12 protein-coding genes and 1 pseudogene are annotated in these 15,809 nt (G+C 60.1%); 6 read left to right on the forward strand and 7 right to left on the reverse strand.

The window, feature by feature from the left end; all coding sequences use genetic code 11:
- Positions 1 to 270 precede the first annotated feature (270 nt).
- Positions 271 to 1,041 (forward strand): ParA family protein, encoded by a 771-nt coding sequence (locus LOY28_RS02095; protein ID WP_018928585.1) that lies wholly within the window; start codon positions 271 to 273, stop codon positions 1,039 to 1,041.
- A gap of 7 nt (positions 1,042 to 1,048) precedes the next feature.
- Here LOY28_RS02095 and trxC read toward each other — a convergent pair whose 3' ends face one another.
- A complete protein-coding gene (gene trxC, locus LOY28_RS02100) occupies positions 1,049 to 1,483 on the reverse strand; it encodes a thioredoxin TrxC (RefSeq protein ID WP_258612991.1) in 435 nt (144 codons plus the stop codon).
- Between the two features lie 195 nt (positions 1,484 to 1,678).
- Here trxC and LOY28_RS02105 point away from each other — a divergent pair, with 195 nt between their 5' ends.
- Both LOY28_RS02105 and LOY28_RS02110 read left to right on the forward strand, forming a co-directional pair.
- A complete protein-coding gene (locus LOY28_RS02105) occupies positions 1,679 to 1,975 on the forward strand; it encodes a type II toxin-antitoxin system HigB family toxin (protein ID WP_018928583.1) in 297 nt (98 codons plus the stop codon).
- Positions 1,972 to 2,373, forward strand: a complete 402-nt coding sequence (locus tag LOY28_RS02110; RefSeq protein WP_018928582.1) for a type II toxin-antitoxin system HigA family antitoxin — start codon at positions 1,972 to 1,974, stop codon at positions 2,371 to 2,373. The genes LOY28_RS02105 and LOY28_RS02110 overlap by 4 nt, the downstream gene beginning before the upstream one ends.
- Before the next feature lie 6 nt (positions 2,374 to 2,379).
- Here LOY28_RS02110 and selO read toward each other — a convergent pair whose 3' ends face one another.
- The 5 genes and pseudogenes from selO to LOY28_RS29990 all read right to left on the reverse strand — a co-directional run.
- Complete coding sequence (selO, locus tag LOY28_RS02115) at positions 2,380 to 3,843, reverse strand: protein adenylyltransferase SelO (protein WP_064615953.1); 1,464 nt, start codon at positions 3,841 to 3,843, stop codon at positions 2,380 to 2,382.
- Positions 3,844 to 3,891: 48 nt separating this feature from the next.
- Positions 3,892 to 7,242, reverse strand: a complete 3,351-nt coding sequence (gene mscK, locus LOY28_RS02120) for a mechanosensitive channel MscK (RefSeq protein ID WP_258612992.1) — start codon at positions 7,240 to 7,242, stop codon at positions 3,892 to 3,894.
- 34 nt (positions 7,243 to 7,276) lie between these two features.
- On the reverse strand, positions 7,277 to 9,019 hold the full coding sequence (locus LOY28_RS02125; protein WP_018928579.1) for a potassium/proton antiporter: 1,743 nt from the start codon (positions 9,017 to 9,019) through the stop codon (positions 7,277 to 7,279).
- A 258-nt stretch (positions 9,020 to 9,277) separates the two neighbouring features.
- Complete coding sequence (locus LOY28_RS29985) at positions 9,278 to 10,150, reverse strand: methyl-accepting chemotaxis protein (RefSeq protein ID WP_370695248.1); 873 nt, start codon at positions 10,148 to 10,150, stop codon at positions 9,278 to 9,280.
- Positions 10,133 to 10,969, reverse strand: a pseudogene (locus tag LOY28_RS29990) (MCP four helix bundle domain-containing protein); the annotation flags it as partial. The gene LOY28_RS29985 and the pseudogene LOY28_RS29990, both read right to left, overlap by 18 nt.
- A gap of 208 nt (positions 10,970 to 11,177) precedes the next feature.
- Here LOY28_RS29990 and LOY28_RS02135 point away from each other — a divergent pair.
- The 3 genes from LOY28_RS02135 (at position 11,178) to LOY28_RS02145 (ending at position 13,745) form a co-directional block, all read left to right on the forward strand.
- Positions 11,178 to 11,408, forward strand: a complete 231-nt coding sequence (locus tag LOY28_RS02135; protein ID WP_018928577.1) for a hypothetical protein — start codon at positions 11,178 to 11,180, stop codon at positions 11,406 to 11,408.
- Entirely contained in the window at positions 11,405 to 11,707 is a 303-nt protein-coding gene (locus LOY28_RS02140) for a cell division protein ZapA (protein ID WP_007936757.1), read from the forward strand. Before LOY28_RS02135 ends, LOY28_RS02140 begins: the two co-directional genes overlap by 4 nt.
- 100 nt (positions 11,708 to 11,807) lie before the next feature.
- On the forward strand, positions 11,808 to 13,745 hold the full coding sequence (locus tag LOY28_RS02145) for a methyl-accepting chemotaxis protein (RefSeq protein ID WP_258612993.1): 1,938 nt from the start codon (positions 11,808 to 11,810) through the stop codon (positions 13,743 to 13,745).
- A 119-nt stretch (positions 13,746 to 13,864) separates the two neighbouring features.
- Here the strand turns inward: LOY28_RS02145 and LOY28_RS02150 are convergent, their stop codons facing one another.
- Positions 13,865 to 15,667 carry an acyl-CoA dehydrogenase gene (locus tag LOY28_RS02150; RefSeq protein ID WP_258612994.1) on the reverse strand — a complete coding sequence of 601 codons (1,803 nt, stop codon included), beginning with the start codon at positions 15,665 to 15,667 and terminating at the stop codon, positions 13,865 to 13,867.
- Positions 15,668 to 15,809 lie beyond the last annotated feature (142 nt).

A 15,809-nucleotide genomic window follows, 5' to 3' on the forward strand; every position in this document is an offset into this window, starting at 1 on the left:
GCATTATCCCGGTGCTGCGGGCGTGTAGCAAATGCTGGTTACATTTTGCGCAACGAAATGTACCGTCTGGTTCGCGAAAAGCTGTCGTTTGGCCATTATCCACAATGCGGCGGACATGTCTGTCGGCACTGTCGGCTATCAATGGACGAGTTGGCAGCTGTTCCGGCCAGAGATTTGCCTATGACTGTGTAGTCTAGATGCTGGCGAGGTAGCTAAGCAGCGATGTGGACTACTACACTCGGTCATTCTTTGATACACGGAGGTTTAGACATGCGGCGCGTGGTGTTCAATCAGAAAGGTGGCGTGGGCAAATCAAGCATTGCCTGCAATCTGGCGGCGGTCAGCGCCAGCGAAGGCTATCGCACGTTATTGGTGGATCTCGATGCCCAGGCCAACTCCACTCAATACCTGACGGGGCTCACCGGTGAGGATATCCCAATGGGTATCGCCGACTTCTTCAAGCAGACCCTGTCCTCCGGGCCGTTCTCGAAGAAAGGTCAGGTCGACATCTACGAAACTCCGTTCGACAACCTTCACGTCATCACTGCCACCGCTGAGCTGGCAGACTTGCAGCCCAAGCTTGAGGCCAAACACAAGATCAACAAGCTGCGCAAATTGCTCGAGGAGCTGGACGGTGATTACGACCGGATCTACCTCGACACCCCGCCAGCGCTGAATTTCTATGCCGTCTCCGCCTTGATCGCCGCTGATCGCGTGCTGATTCCCTTTGACTGCGACAGCTTCTCGCGCCAGGCGTTGTATGGTCTGTTGGCGGAAATCGAAGAGTTGAAGGACGACCACAATGAAGGGCTGGAAGTCGAAGGCATTGTCGTCAACCAGTTCCAGGCCCGCGCCAGTCTGCCGCAGCAAATTCTCGACGAACTGATCGCCGAAGGGCTGCCGGTACTGCCGGTGTACCTGGCAAGTTCGGTGCGCATGCGCGAATCCCATCAGGCCAACACGCCGCTGATCCACCTCGACCCGCGGCACAAGCTGACCCAGCAATTCGTCGAACTGCACAACCTGCTGGAAAATGCCTGAAAGGCAATCAGATCCCCTGACTGTGCAACCAGCTCATCAACTGCGGTAACGGGAAGGCCCCGCTTTGGCGAGCCACTTCCCGGCCGTTCTTGAACAGAATCAGGCTCGGGATCGAGCGAATCCCCAGCTGCGCCGACAACTGTTGATTCGCCTCGCTGTCCAGCTTGGCCAACCGACACTTGCCTGCCAATTGCCCCGCCGCTTGCTCGAACACCGGCGCAAACGATTTGCACGGCCCGCACCAATCAGCCCACACATCCACCAGCAACGGCAGGTCACCCTTGATCTGACTGGCGTAATCGCCTTGCTTCAGTTCGAACGGCTTGCTCAGCAGGACATCAGCCTTGCAGCGGCCGCATTTTGGATGATCGTTGAGGCGTTCGGCGGGGATGCGGTTCAGGCCGTTGCAGTGGGGGCAGGGGATGAGGAGTGGGTCGGTCATGAAGGAGGTCCTGTTAAGAAGCCGATCACTCCTATGTGGAGACGTTTGCTCATATTTTCAATCGTGCAGCGTCTGGCGATGAAACTAGGCTGAATCGTACTGAGCGAGACCGTTGGTCTGCCGAGAGCTATCGCAACTTGCGATATTTTTGATCTGTGTTTAACTCCCCATAGCAGAATGCGATAAGGATGTTGCATGCATGTGTTTACTGAAAAACCAATTCGTGAGGCCAAGGAAAAGTGGCCGCGGGCAGCCAATGCATTGGAGCAGTGGTATCGACTCGCCAAAGGGAGTAGCCCGGGAGACTTCGCGGCGATGAAGTCTATTTTTCCCGCAACCGACAAAGTCGGCGAGTTTCATGTGTTCGACATCGGTGGCAACAAATTGCGGCTTATCGCTTTTGTCAGGTATCGGTCTCAAAAGCTTTATATCAAGCATGTGCTGGATCATAGCGAATATGACCGCGGTAAATGGAAGGAGGGAAGGGTATGAGTGTTCTAATCAAAAAAGCTGCTGAGCATTGGGAGTTCGTCTCGCCATTGCTTCGAAAACCGAAAAACGAAGACGACTATGACATGTTGGCGCGGGCACTCGATGAATTGCTTGAGATGACCGGCGATGATGAGTCGCATCCGTTGATGAGCTTGGTGGACATCATCGGTGACTGGATTGCGGAGTGGGATCGCAACCATCACCCCATGCGCGAAGCCTCTGGTGCAGAGGTTCTTGGCTATATGATGCGCGAACACGGCCTGAGCCAGAGCGAGCTGCCCGGTGTGGGCACGCAATCGGTAGTCTCGGAGATCTTAAGCGGCAAGCGCCAGCTCAACCTGCGGCAGGTTCGCTGGTTGGCCGAGCGCTTTGGTGTGTCCGTAGAGACCTTTATCTGACAAGCCTCACGACGAACAGCTGATCTCCAGATGCTTGCCCCATTCCGGTGGCCGCTCGGCGTAGCTCTCCATTCCAGGCTGCTCCTCGAACGGATTGCTCAATACCGCGTGCAAGCGACGAACTTCTGAATAGTCGCCGCTTTCCGCCGCATCGATGGCTTTTTGCGCCAGATAATTGCGCAGGATGTACAGCGGATTGACCGCATGCATTCGTTTGCGGCGCTGCTCCTGATCAATCACGCCTTCACGGGCAACCCGGGCGGCGTAGAGCTCGCCCCACGCATCGAAACCCTTGATGTCGACAAAGTCATCGCGCAACCGGGCGACAGCCAGCTCCGGTGCCTCATCGCCCAGGCGGCGGAAGAACAGGCTGTAATCGACGCCGCTGTTCTGCATCAGTTGCAGCAGCTGCTCCAGCAGTTTCTGGTCGTCGTCTTCGGCGGTAGTAAGGCCGAGGCGGCGGCGCATCAGGTCCAGGTAGTGGGCCTGGAACAGTGGCAGGTACAGGCCGAGAGTCTCGCGCAGGGCTTCGACGCTGATGAACGGTGTCAGGGCCTGGGCGAGGGCGCTGAGGTTCCACTGGCCAATCGGTACCTGGTTGCTGAAGGAGTAGCGGCCCTGGTCATCGGAGTGGTTGCAGATGAAGTGGGCGTCGAAGTCGTCGAGGAAGGCGAACGGGCCGAAGTCGAAGGTGATGCCGAGGATCGACATGTTGTCGGTGTTCATCACGCCGTGGCAGAACCCATAGGCCTGCCATTTGGCGATCAGTTCGGCATTACGCTCGACAATTTCGCGGAACATCGCCAGGTACGGCTCCGGCTGCTCCAGGCAGTGCGGGAAGTGCATGGCCAGCACGTGCTCGCCGAGTTCTTTCTGCTGCTCGGGGCGCTTGGTGTAGTAGAAAAATTCGAAGTGCCCGAAACGCACATGGCTCGGCGACAGGCGCAGGACCATGGCCGCGCGCTCCTGTTTCTCGCGCCAGACCGGCGTGTCGGAGCCGATCACGCAGAGTGCGCGCGTGGTGGGAATGTTCAGGGCATGCAGGGCTTCGGAGGCAAGGAATTCGCGGATCGAGGAGCGCAGCACCGCCCGTCCATCGCCCATGCGTGAGTAAGGCGTCTGACCGGCACCCTTGAGGTGCAGGTCCCAATGCTCGCCGGCTTCGTTATAGACCTCGCCCAGCAACAGGCCGCGACCGTCACCCAACTGCGGGTTATAGGAGCCGAATTGATGCCCGGAATAGACCATCGCCCGCGGCTCGGCTTCAGCCCACAGCTTGTGGCCGCCGAACAGCTCGGCGAATACTGGTGTTTCGGCCTCGGCCGGGTCCAGGTCCAGCAGCGCCATGGCGGCGGGGCTGGCGACCACCAGTCGCGGAGCCGCAATGGGCTCAGGCAGTACGTGGGTTGAGAACGCATCGCCCAGGCGGGCGAAGCGATTGTCGAAGGTCAGTTCGTCGAGGGCTTTCAACGGCCATCTCCAGCAGAATGTCCGAGCATTCTGCTAGGGATAGCGCGCTTAGTCGAGTTCGACAGGCGGTGGCTCTTGCCGCGGTTTGCTGGTGGGTTCCGGAACAACGGTTTTGGTTTCCGGCTCAACCGGGACCATTTTGTATTCCTGGCCCTGAAGGTTCTTGAGATAGACCTCCATCTGCCGGAACGAGATGTTGATGTGCTGCTTCTTGAACTCGCGGTTGATGAAGCGGTTGACCTCATCGAGCACCGGGTTACGGTCACCGAGGTCGCGCACATGCATGCGCAGCTCGTGGTCGAGGGTGCTTTCGCCGAAGTTCAGGAAGTACACGTGGGGTTCCGGGTCCTTCAGCACACGCGGGTTATCGCGTGCGGCCTTGAGCAACAGTTCTTTCACCAGGTCCAGATCCGAGCCGTAGTCGACGCCGAGCTTGAGGGTCACCCGGGTGATGGTGTCGGTCAGCGACCAGTTGATCAGTTGCCCGGTGATGAACGTCTTGTTCGGGACGATGATGTCCTTGCGATCGAAGTCGGTGATGGTCGTGGCACGGATGCGGATCTTGCTCACCGTGCCCGACAGGTTGCCGATGGTGATGGTGTCGCCGATCCGCACCGGGCGTTCGAACAGGATCATGATGCCGGAGATGAAGTTGGCGAAGATTTCCTGCATCCCGAAACCGAGACCCACCGACAGCGCTGCCACCAGCCATTGCAACTTGTCCCAGCTCACGCCGAGCGTGGACAGGGTCGAGACGAAACCGACACCGGCGATCACATAGGACAGCAACGTGGTCGTGGCGTAGGAACTGCCCTGGGCCAGGTTGAGCTTGGACAGCACAAACACTTCCAGCAGACCCGGCAAGTTGCGCGCCAGCGCGAAGGTGATGCCGATGATGATCAGCGCGCCAAGCATGTCGCCGATGCTGATCGGCACCATGCTCATGTTGGCGCCGGTGCCGCTGGTGTATTCGTAGAGGGTGATGTTGTCCAGGTACGAGAACACCGAGATCAGGTCCGACCAGACCCAGTACAGCGCCGCGATGAAACCGCCGAGCAGGGCCAGGCGGATCAGTCGCAGCGACTGCTCGTTGACCTTCTCGATGTCCAGGGTCGGCTCTTCGATCACGGCTTCGCCGTCGCCAGCCTCTTTCGCAGCCTGGCGTTTGGCCAGGGCGCGCTGATAGGCCAGGCGCCGTGCCGCAACGCTGAGGCCGCGCACGAAGGTGGCTTCGATCACCAGCCAGAACATCAGCAGGTACAGGGTGTTGATCAACCGGTCGCTGAGTTTCAGCGCGGTGTAGTAGTAGCCGAAGCACACGGCGACGAACAACGCGATCGGCAGGACGGTGAACATGATTCCCACGGCCTTGCGGAACAGCGAGGCGTTTTCATGGTTTGGGCTGCTGACCAGCAAGCGGCTGAGCAGCCAGGTCATCAAGGCGTAGCAGGTCAGCACCACCGGCATGCCAAGCACGTCATCGGCCAGCGCCGCCGGTTGCAGCTCGGCGACCGCCACTACAGTCACCAGGGCCATCACCACCAGCCCGAGCCGGCGAATCCAGCCTTGAAGGAATTCGACCTGGGGCTTTTCCCAACGGAAATGCAGTTCGGCCACGCCACCCGGCGCGAGGATGCGGTAGGCGGTGTAGAACACCAGCCAGGCCTGGGCCATCTGCAACAGCGCTGCGCCCATGTTGGCGTTCTGGCCGCGGGCGTCGATCTGCAAGGCCAGGCCGCACAAGGCCAGGCCCAGGGAAACCGGCATCGCCAGCAGGATGTTGATCAGAATCGCTTGCGGGGTGTGCCACTGGCTGTCGCGTTTGAAATGGCCGATGTCCTGGTGAACTTTGTTCAGGCGGGAATAGAGATTTTTGCGGCGCCACAGCAGCGCGCCGATCAACAGGGCCAGTGGCAGGAACAGCAGCGGTCGTTGCGTCAGGCCATCGGTCAATTCGCTCAGGCTCGAAGCCCACGGCAGGGTAGTGACCTGGCGTTGCAGGCGTTCCGGCACGCTGTGCATCCACTCAAGATCCAGCGGTTTGTTGCTGGGAATCCAGAACATCTGCTCGTCCAGCGTAGCCCGCAGACTTTGCGCGGTGCTGAGCAGTTGTTTCTGATTGAGTTGCAGCGTGATGGATTCGTTGAGCACCGCGCTCAGTTCGCGATTCAAGCGCTCCAACAGGTCCGCGCGGGTGTTGGCCAGGTCCAGCAGGCTCTTGCGCAGTTGCGGGGTGACTTGCTCGGGTGGTTGAGTCGCCAGCAGGTTATCGACGTAGGTGATCGGGTTGCTGAGCAGTTCCCGTTGCTGGCTGACTTCGAACTGATACAGGCGAATGTCGGCAATCTGGTCGGCCAGGTCGCGGTCGAGCCTTAGGCGCGGCAGGGCCTGTTTCTGTTTGTAGAGAATCTTGGAGAGCAGCAGGCTGCCCTTGAGCACGTTGATCTGTTCGTCCAGCGCCGAGTCGCTCTGGGTCACGCTGTCCAGTTGCTGCTTGGTCTGCAGGTTCTGTTGAGTGACTTCGTTGAGGCGGTCGGTGCTTTTGAGCAGGTAGTCGGAGAGCTTCAGGTTGGCCGCGCTTTCGGTGGCCAGCAGGCTACTGCCGCCGGCCTTCTGCGCCTCGATGGACTGCTGGGTCACGGTCTCTTGTGACTGGGCCAGGCGTTTCTGGTTGATCAGGGTTTGCAGGTCCTGGATCTCCTGATCCAGGCGATCGGATTTTTCTGACAGCAAGTCGTGCTGGCTGTTGCCCAGGTCCTGCAACAGGCTGTTGCCGGCCAGTTCCTGGCGACGCAACGGGATCAAGGCGTTCAGTGCCGCGAGTTCGGCGTTGAGCTGATCGCGTTGCTCGGCGGTCAGGGTCTTGCCGCTGTCCTTGCCAAGTTTGAGGATGTTGTTGATCTGCTGGATGCGCGTCTGGCTGGCAGAGATCTCGGCCTGGGCGCGCTCGGGGCGGGTCTGGGCGGTAATGATCAGGCTGTTCGCTTCGGCCAGGGCTTTCTGCAGGTCGCTTTGTTGAGTGGAGCGTTCGGTCAGCAGTTGCTCAAGCTGCTGGATCGTCTCTTTGGTATAGCGTTGCCCCACCGGCACCACTTTGGTGGCCTTGAGGCGGGTCAGCTCGCGCTGGTTCTCGATGTTCTGCCTGGGAGCGTTGGTCAACTGCTGCTTGAGATCGATCAGTTTCTGGTCGTAATCACGCCGGTTGTTGAGCTGGGTGAGCGTGCTCTGCAGGACCGCTTGCAGGGCTTTTTGATCGGCCTCCGGCAGTTTGCGGTCGGCGATCTTGTCCAGGCTCGCTTGCACGGCTTCGCTGGACGGCGGCTCGGCGGCTTGTAGCGTGTTGATGGAAAGACTCAAGCCCAGCAGGGCCATGATGAAAAAGGTACGCAGAGTTGACATAGAGACCGATCGAAAACGAGACGAAGTGTGGAGTTTAGAGGAACAGGCCGGGGCCGGGGCGACTTCCTTCGGGGAATCTGACGCCCACTTTCCCAATCTTGTTCCCTTCCATGACCGCGACGGTCCAGAGGGTGTTGTTCCACTCCACCTGGTCACCGACGACTGGAGCGCCGCCCACTTTCTGGGCAATGAAGTGGCCCAGGGACATGTTCGGATCGATGCCCTCGACTTTCAATCCGTACAGGGCCGCAACCGCGCCCAGCTGGGCGTCTCCTTCGAGTACGAAGTCGCCGAAGAAGCGCAAATCCAGCCCCCGTTGCGGTGCCTGGCTGAAGAGTTTTCCGAGGGCCGGAAGGTTGTGTTCATGGCCGATCACGCAGAGCAAATCATCGACTTCGAGCACCGTACTACCCGACGGATGGAGCAGTTGCTGGCCACGAAACAGGGCTGCGATACGTGTGCCTTCGGGCATTTTCAGTTCGCGAAGGGGTGAACCGATGCACCATTTCTCGGCACCGAGGCGATACACGAACAGTTCCCACTCGCTGGTGACATGCACTTCCAGCGCCGATCGGGAGATCGGCAGGGGCTCTGGCGGGACGGTCACTTTCAAAAGCTTGGCGACCCACGGCAGGCTTGTGCCCTGCACCAACAGCGACACCAGCACGATAAAGAACGCCAGATTGAAATACAGTTGAGCATTGGGCAGCCCCGCCATCAGCGGGAACACCGCCAGAATGATCGGTACGGCGCCGCGCAGGCCAACCCAGGAAATGAATGCCTTCTCGCGTCCATGGAACGCCTTGAAAGGCAGCAGGCCAGCCAGCACCGACAGCGGACGGGCAAACAGAATCATCCACAGCGCCAGGCCCAGCGCCGGCAAAGCGATCGGCAGCAGGTCATGGGGCGTGACCAGCAGCCCCAGCACCAGGAACATGCCGATCTGGGCCAGCCAGGCCATGCCGTCGAGCATATGCAAAATGCCGTGACGGCTGCGTACCGGGCGGTTGCCGATCACCAGGCCGCACAGGTACACCGCCAAAAAGCCGCTGCCGTGCAGGGCGTTGGTCAGGGCGAACACCACCAGGCCGCCGGCAATCACCAGAATTGGATAAAGGCCGGTGGCCAGGTGGATGCGGTTGACCAGTTGCAACATCAGCCAGCCACCGCCGAGGCCGATGACGCCGCCAATACCGAACTCACGCAGCAAGTGCCCGAGCAGGCTCCAGTGCAGGCCGGTCTGGCCGCTGGCGAGCATGTCGATCAGGGTGACGGTGAGAAATACTGCCATCGGGTCGTTGCTGCCGGACTCGATCTCCAGGCTCGCGGTCACCCGCTCGTTCAAGCCTTTACCACCGAGCAGCGAGAACACGGCCGCGGCATCGGTGGAACCGACGATGGCGCCGATCAGCAGGCCCTGAATCAGGTTCAGGTCGAACAACCACGCCGCCGCCATCCCGGTCAGCCCGGTGGTGATCAACACCCCGACCGTGGCCAGCGACAGCGCCGGCCATAACGCCACGCGAAAACTCGCCACCCGGGTGCGCAAGCCGCCGTCGAGCAGGATCACTGCCAGGGCGAGGTTACCGACCAGATAAGCCGTGGGGTAGTTATCGAAAATAATGCCGGCGCCGTCGACACCGGCCGACATGCCCACCGCGAGGATGATCACCAGAATCGGGATCCCGAGGCGCGATGAAAGTGAGCTCACCAGAATGCTCGCACCTACCAGCAACGCGCCGATCAAGAACAGGCTGTTGATGGTCGTCGCATTCAAGGGCAGTACTCCGGAAGCGTAAAGGCGGGCGCAAACTGACCATGCAGTCCGCGTGCCAGCGATTCTAACCTGTTGAAATGTGATGCTGTCAAAAAGCTTTTGACGGCGATCATCCCCTGTGGCGAGGGGGCTTGCCCCCGTTGGGTCGCGCAGCGACCCCAAAGCCGGCGCTGCGGTGCGCCAGGTTCAACGCGTGGGTCAATTGCGACTGCTTCGCAGCCGAACGGGGGCAAGCCCCCTCGCCACAGAGGGGAGCCGTTACAGGCTAAACCGTCCAACCATGTTGTTCAGGTCCAGCGCCAGGCGCGACAGTTCGTTGCTGGCCGCACTCGTCTGGTTGGCACCGGTGGCCGATTGCACCGACAGGTCACGAATGTTCACCAGATTGCGGTCCACTTCACGGGCCACTTGCGCCTGCTCTTCGGCCGCGCTGGCGATCACCAGGTTGCGCTCGTTGATTTCGACGATGGCGCTGTTGATGGTGTCCAGCGACAGGCCGGCACCGCGCGCGATGTTCAAGGTCGACTCGGCGCGCTCGGTGCTGTTGCGCATCGAGTCCACGGCGTGTTCGGTACCGCTCTGGATGCTGCCGATCATGCGTTCGATTTCGCTGGTCGACTGCTGGGTGCGGTGGGCCAGGGCACGTACTTCGTCGGCAACCACCGCAAAACCACGACCGGCTTCACCGGCACGGGCCGCTTCGATGGCGGCGTTCAACGCCAGCAGGTTGGTCTGGTCGGCCAGGCCGCGAATCACGTCCAGCACTTTGCCGATGTCTCGCGACTCGTTGGCCAGATCGCCGATCAGGGTGGCGGTGCTCTGCACATCGGCGCTCATGCGTTCGATGGCGCTGACGGTCTCCTGTACCAGGTCACGACCGTCTCCCGCCGAGGTGGTGGCGTTTTTCGAGGCTTCGGAAGTGCTCACGGCATTGCGCGCGACTTCTTCCACGGCGCTGGTCATTTCGTTGACGGCGGTGGCGGCCTGTTCGATTTCGTTGTTCTGCTGGGTCAGGCCGCGGGCGCTTTCGTCGGTGACACTGTTGAGCTCTTCCGCGGCGGATGCCAGTTGCGTGGCTGAACCGGAAATCCGTTGCAGGGTGTCGCGCAGTTTGTCCTGCATCTTCTCCATGGCGGCCAATAGACGACCGGCTTCGTCTGCACCGTCAACCGTGATCGGGCGCGTCAGGTTGCCTTCGGCGATTTCTTCGGCGGCGCTCAGGGCGTTGGCGATCGGCTTGGTGATGCTGTTGGTCAGCAGCCAGGCGAACAGCAGAGTCAGGCCAGTGGCGATGACCAGCAGGGTCACCACCAGGTTGAAGGCCGAAGAGTACTGGTCGGCGGCTTGCTGGTTGGTGTCGATGGTCTGCTGAGTGTTGATCTCCAGCAAACGGTTGAGCGCGGCGTTGGTGGCTTCAACGTTGTTCAGTAAATCGGTGTTGAGCAGCGTGCGCAGTTCGTCGACCTGATTGTTGCGCGACAGGCTCTTCATCCGATCTTCGATCTGGCGGTACTGACCCAGCAGTTGCACATACTGATCATAGGCTGCACGTTCCTGCGGGCTGGCGATCAACTTTTCGTAGCTCGTCTGCGCCGCTCGGATCTGCTGGTTACGGGTTTCCAGCAGCTCGATGGTTTTCTGCTGGACGTCCGGCTCACGATTCACCAACAGGCGATAAGACAGCACACGCAGGCGCAGGGTTATCTGAGTGAGTTCGTCGAGGCTTTTGATGCTCGGTACGCTGTTCGAGGTGATCTCTTCGGCGGCGCTGCGAATCTTGCTCATCTGGTTCAGGGCGAACACACCCAGGATCAGCATCATGGCGCCAATCAGGGTGAAACCGAGGAACGCCCGCGGTGCGATATTCATATTTCTTAGGGACATGGTGTTCACCGAAAAAAGCGCCTCCGTGCGAGGCTGAGACTGTTGTATGGATGACTTATCGGTCATGCGACTAAAGTCTTGAGTCGCTGCGCGTATTTGTCGCAGAAGGGCCGCGACGACGAAGTGCAGGAACCAGAGCCGTCAATCGCAGTCTTTAAAGTTCGCGAGGAAGGTCGACCGCCAGGAAAATCAAGGCCTTGCGCCTGCATACCCCTGGCTTCCACAGTGACTTTTCTTTATCGTACGCGCCCTTTGAAAATGCCCGGAAATCAAAATGTTAGAAGCAACCCTAAGCCAATTGGAACAACTGGTCAGCGACCTGGTGCAACAGAACCAGGCGCTGCTCGGCACCAATCAATCCCTGAGTGCGGAGCTGGCCCAGGTCAAGGATGAAAACGAAAGCTTGCAACTGAGCCTGATGGAACAGGAAGAGAAACAAGGCGCCACCGTTGCACGCATTCAGGCCTTGGTTGAGCGCGTCAGCGCCGGCCCTGTCAGCGCATGAGTTACGGCGCCGCAGGGGTAAAAGTCGTCTCGATTCTGGGTGAAGACTATTCAATCAAGGCTCCGGCCGGGGAAGAGCAGACCCTGCTGGACGCCGCCTTAATGTTGAAGGCCGCTCTGGCCGAGACCAAAAAGAAATACCCGGCACTGATCGGTGACCGCTTGCTGGTGCTGGCGGCGATGAATCTGTGCTCGCAGCAGATCGAAATGCAAAAGCGTCACCAGCAGGAACTCGACCGTTACCAAGAGCAAGTCAGCGCCACGGTTGAAGTGATCGCCAAGACGATCAACCAGGCCTGAGCGGCTTTGCGCACAACCAAAGAATAAATTGTCGATTTAGTTGTATACAATCGGCATGGCTGTTGCAGTGTTTCAGCCTCTTATTCTTTGGGGGTGCTCCATGCAGTTCTGGCGACGCAGTATTCAATGGCAGTTGATCCTGAGCATGGGTACCGCCCTGCTGATCAGTATTCTGATCGTGGTTGGCATTTATACCCTCGTGGTCAACCGCCTCGCCCAGCGCTATCTGGTCGAGCAGGCGTTACCGTCGAGCATCGAAGCGATGCGCAACGACATCGAGCGCATCCTCGTTCAACCCCTCACCGCCGCCAAGGACATCGCCAGTAACAGCATGGTGCGCGACTGGTTGGCCGGAGGCGAAAACACTGCCCAGACCGCGGCCTTCGTCAGTTACCTGGAAGGCATCCGGACCGAGCACAAAGCCTTTACCGCGTTGATCATCGGCACCGCTTCAAACCATTACTTCACCGAAAAGGGCCTGGATCGTACGCTCAGCCGCTCCAATCCCAATGACGCCTGGTTCTATTCGTTCCTCGACAGTAATCAACCGCGCACCCTCAATATCGACCATGACACCGCCACCGGCGAGTTGGCGCTGTTCATCGACCTCAAGGTCGAGCAGGCCGGCAAAGTCGTGGGCGTGGCCGGGCTGGGGCTGAGCATGAAAGAGCTGTCGGAGCTGATCCACAACTTCAACTTTGGTGAGCGCGGCAAGGTCTATCTCGTGCGCTCCGACGGTTTGATCCAGGTTCATCCCGAGGCGCAGTTCAGCGGCAAACGTACGCTGGTCGAACAGATCGGCGCCTCGGCGGCGCAAGCGGTGATGACCTCCACCGCGTCTGGCAGCAGCAGTTTTGCCCGCGATGGTGAAGAGTTTCTGGCCTTGAGCCTGCCGCTGCGTGATCTGGGCTGGACCCTGGTGGCCGAAGTGCCGCAGTCGCAGATCTACGCTGAAGCTCGCCGGGCGATGTGGATGAGCGGCGGCATTGGCCTGGCGGTGGCGTTGGTTTGTCTTTTATTGGTGGTGTTGCTGGCTCGTGGATTGGTGCGACCGATTCGTCAGGTAACAGCGGCGTTGGTGGCCATCGGTAGCGGTGGTGGAGATTTGACCCACCGGTTAGATTCCAGTCGCGCCGATGAGCTGGGTGACCTGGCTCGTGGCTTCAATCGGTTCCTGGAAAGTCAGCGCGAGATGATCGGCGAAGTGCTGGCCACCAGTGAACATTTGCGCACGGCAGTCAGTCAGGTGGCGCGGGTGGTGGACAACACCGCTGAGCGTTCCGGACGTCAGCAGGAAATGACCGACATGGTTGCCACCGCCGTTCATGAGATGGGGCTGACCGTGCAGGAAATCGCCCAGAACGCCGGCAATGCGGCGGTCGCTTCGCAAACCGCGCGGGATGAAGCGCTGCAGGCGCGGGAAGTGGTGGGCGGGTCGATCCGGCACATCGAAAGTATGTCTGACGAAATTGGCGTCGCCGCCGCAGCGGTGGGTGAGTTGGCCCAGCAGGTGGCGTCCATCGATCAAGTGTTGGCGGTGATTCGCGGGATTTCCGAGCAGACCAATTTGCTGGCACTCAACGCGGCCATTGAAGCGGCGCGGGCCGGGGATATGGGGCGCGGGTTTGCGGTGGTGGCCGATGAAGTGCGGACCCTGGCGCGGAGGACTCAGTCGTCCACCGACGAGATCCAGCAGATGATCGGCAGCCTCAAGCAGGGTGCGGAGCATGCAGTGTCTTCAATGCACGCCGGGCAAGCGGCGACCGGCACGGGGGTTGAGTCAAGCCAGCGCACCGGGGCGTCGTTGACGGCGATTACCGGGCAGGTCGAGCACATCAGCGACATGAACCATCAGGTGGCCACAGCGACTGAAGAGCAATCGGCGGTGACGGAAGAGATCAACCGCAACGTGCAGGGGATTTCCGATTTGGCACGGGCCACGGCGGGGGAGGTCAGGGCTTGTCGTGAAGACTGTCAGACGTTGCAGCGTCTGGCCGATGATTTGGCGCGGCAGATGGGTGGGTTCAAGTTGAGCTAACTGATCATTCCCACGCTCTGCGTGGGAATGCAGCCCGGGACGTTCCGCGTCCCATTGGAACGCGGAGCGTCCCCTGAGGCATTCCCACGCGGAGCGTGGGAACGATCAGTGTGAGGGGGTCAGAACCACTCATCCTGCATGCTCAGGCACACATCATCCCGCGCCTCAAGAATCGCCAGTTCATGGTGGCAACCCGGCACTTCCCACGTCAGGAAATACCGCGCCGCCTGTAGCTTGCCTTTATAGAAGCTCGCATCCGCCGCATTACCCTTGGCCAACCCTTCCTCGGCGCGAATCGCCTGTTCCAGCCAGCGCCAGCCGATCACCGTATGACCGAACACTTTCAGGTACAGCGCCGAGTTCGCCAGGCTGCTGTTGACCTTGCCCTGGGCCAGATCGGTCAGCAGGCCGATGGTCACGGTTTGCAGGCGAGCCACCAGTTTTTCCAGCGGTTCACGCAATGGAGTCAGCGACTCATGCGCCTGCGCCCGCTCGGCGGTGTCGGCGATCAGACGGATCAATTGCTTGAGCCCCGCGCCACCGTTTTGCGCCAGTTTGCGCCCCAGCAAGTCCAGGGACTGAATGCCGTGGGTGCCTTCATGGATCGGGTTCAGGCGGTTGTCGCGGTAATACTGCTCCACCGGATACTCGCGGGTGTAGCCGTGACCGCCGAGAATCTGGATCGCCAGTTCGTTGGCCTTCAGGCAAAACTCCGACGGCCAGGATTTGACGATCGGCGTCAGCAGATCCAATAGCTCGTGGGCCTGTTTGCGCTCGGCTTCGCTTTCAAGCGTCGTGGTGTCGTCGAACAGCCGCGCCGCATACAAACCGAGGTCGAATGCGCCTTCGACGTAGGCTTTCTGGGTCAGCAGCATGCGTTTGACGTCGGCGTGCTGAATGATCGCAACCGGTGCGGTGGTCGGATCCTTGCTGTCCGGCACCCGACCTTGCGGACGCTCGCGGGCGTATTCCAGGGAATACAGATACCCGGCGTAACCCAGCATCACCGCGCCCATGCCGACGCCGATCCGCGCTTCGTTCATCATCTGGAACATGTAGCTCAAGCCATGGTGCGGCTTGCCCACCAGATAGCCGACGCACTCGCCGTTATCGCCGAAGTTCAGCGCAGTGGAGGTGGTGCCGCGCCAGCCCATCTTGTGGAACAGCCCGGCCAGCAGCACATCGTTGCGCTTGCCGAGACTGCCGTCATCGTTGACCAAAAACTTGGGCACGATAAACAGCGAAATCCCCTTTACCCCGGCCGGAGCGTCCGGCAACTTGGCCAACACCATGTGCACGATGTTTTCCGACAGCGGGTGATCGCCACCGGAGATGAAGATCTTGTTGCCCTTGAGTCGATAGGTGCCGTCGGACGCCGGCTCGGCGCGGGTACGAATATCCGACAGTGATGAGCCGGCGTGGGGCTCGGTCAGCGCCATGGTGCCGAAGAAGCGACCGTCGATCATCGGTTGCAAAAAACGCTGCTTCTGCTCATCGGTGCCGAAGCTTTCAATCAGGTTGGCCGCGCCCATGGTCAGGAACGGGTAGGAGGTCGATGCCGCGTTGGCCGATTGAAAGTGCGCGAAGCAAGCCTGGGACAGCAGCGTAGGAAGTTGCATGCCGCCGGCATCGAAACTGCGCGCGGCGTTGAGGAAACCGGCTTCGAGGAAGGCATCCACCGCCGGCTTCACTTCCGGAATCAGAATCGCCTGACCGTCCTCATAGCGCGGCTCGTTCTCATCGCCCTTGCGGTTGTGCGGGGCGAAGAACTTCTCGGCGATATTGCGGGCAGTGCCGATGGCGGCATCGAAGGTCTCGCGATTGTGCTCGGCGAAACGCTCACGTTGGGTCAGGCCCTCGGCATCAAGGACTTCATACAGCTCGAAAGCCAGATTGCGGGAACTGAGCAACGTCTCGGACATGGCGGCCTACCTTTATTTGGGATGGGCCGAGTCTAGGCGTGGGAATAGAGGCTGAACAGGATGATTGATCTTGGTGATGGAGAAGCAAAAGATCTTGCTTCAAAAAAACCGGACGCCCATTGCAGGCGCCCGGCTTTATTAC

The sequence above is a fragment of the Pseudomonas sp. B21-017 genome, from assembly GCF_024749245.1.
Lineage (GTDB): Bacteria > Pseudomonadota > Gammaproteobacteria > Pseudomonadales > Pseudomonadaceae > Aquipseudomonas.

Bases quoted from the DNA above. Each gene is read 5' to 3' on its own strand.
- LOY28_RS02095 (WP_018928585.1), top strand. From the start codon at position 271: ATGCGGCGCGTGGTGTTCAATCAGAAAGGTGGCGTGGGCAAATCAAGC.
- trxC (WP_258612991.1), bottom strand. From the start codon at position 1,483: ATGACCGACCCACTCCTCATCCCCTGCCCCCACTGCAACGGCCTGAAC.
- LOY28_RS02105 (WP_018928583.1), top strand. From the start codon at position 1,679: ATGCATGTGTTTACTGAAAAACCAATTCGTGAGGCCAAGGAAAAGTGG.
- LOY28_RS02110 (WP_018928582.1), top strand. From the start codon at position 1,972: ATGAGTGTTCTAATCAAAAAAGCTGCTGAGCATTGGGAGTTCGTCTCG.
- mscK (WP_258612992.1), bottom strand. From the start codon at position 7,242: ATGTCAACTCTGCGTACCTTTTTCATCATGGCCCTGCTGGGCTTGAGT.
- LOY28_RS29985 (WP_370695248.1), bottom strand. From the start codon at position 10,150: ATGGAGAAGATGCAGGACAAACTGCGCGACACCCTGCAACGGATTTCC.
- LOY28_RS02135 (WP_018928577.1), top strand. From the start codon at position 11,178: ATGTTAGAAGCAACCCTAAGCCAATTGGAACAACTGGTCAGCGACCTG.
- LOY28_RS02140 (WP_007936757.1), top strand. From the start codon at position 11,405: ATGAGTTACGGCGCCGCAGGGGTAAAAGTCGTCTCGATTCTGGGTGAA.
- LOY28_RS02145 (WP_258612993.1), top strand. From the start codon at position 11,808: ATGCAGTTCTGGCGACGCAGTATTCAATGGCAGTTGATCCTGAGCATG.
- LOY28_RS02150 (WP_258612994.1), bottom strand. From the start codon at position 15,667: ATGTCCGAGACGTTGCTCAGTTCCCGCAATCTGGCTTTCGAGCTGTAT.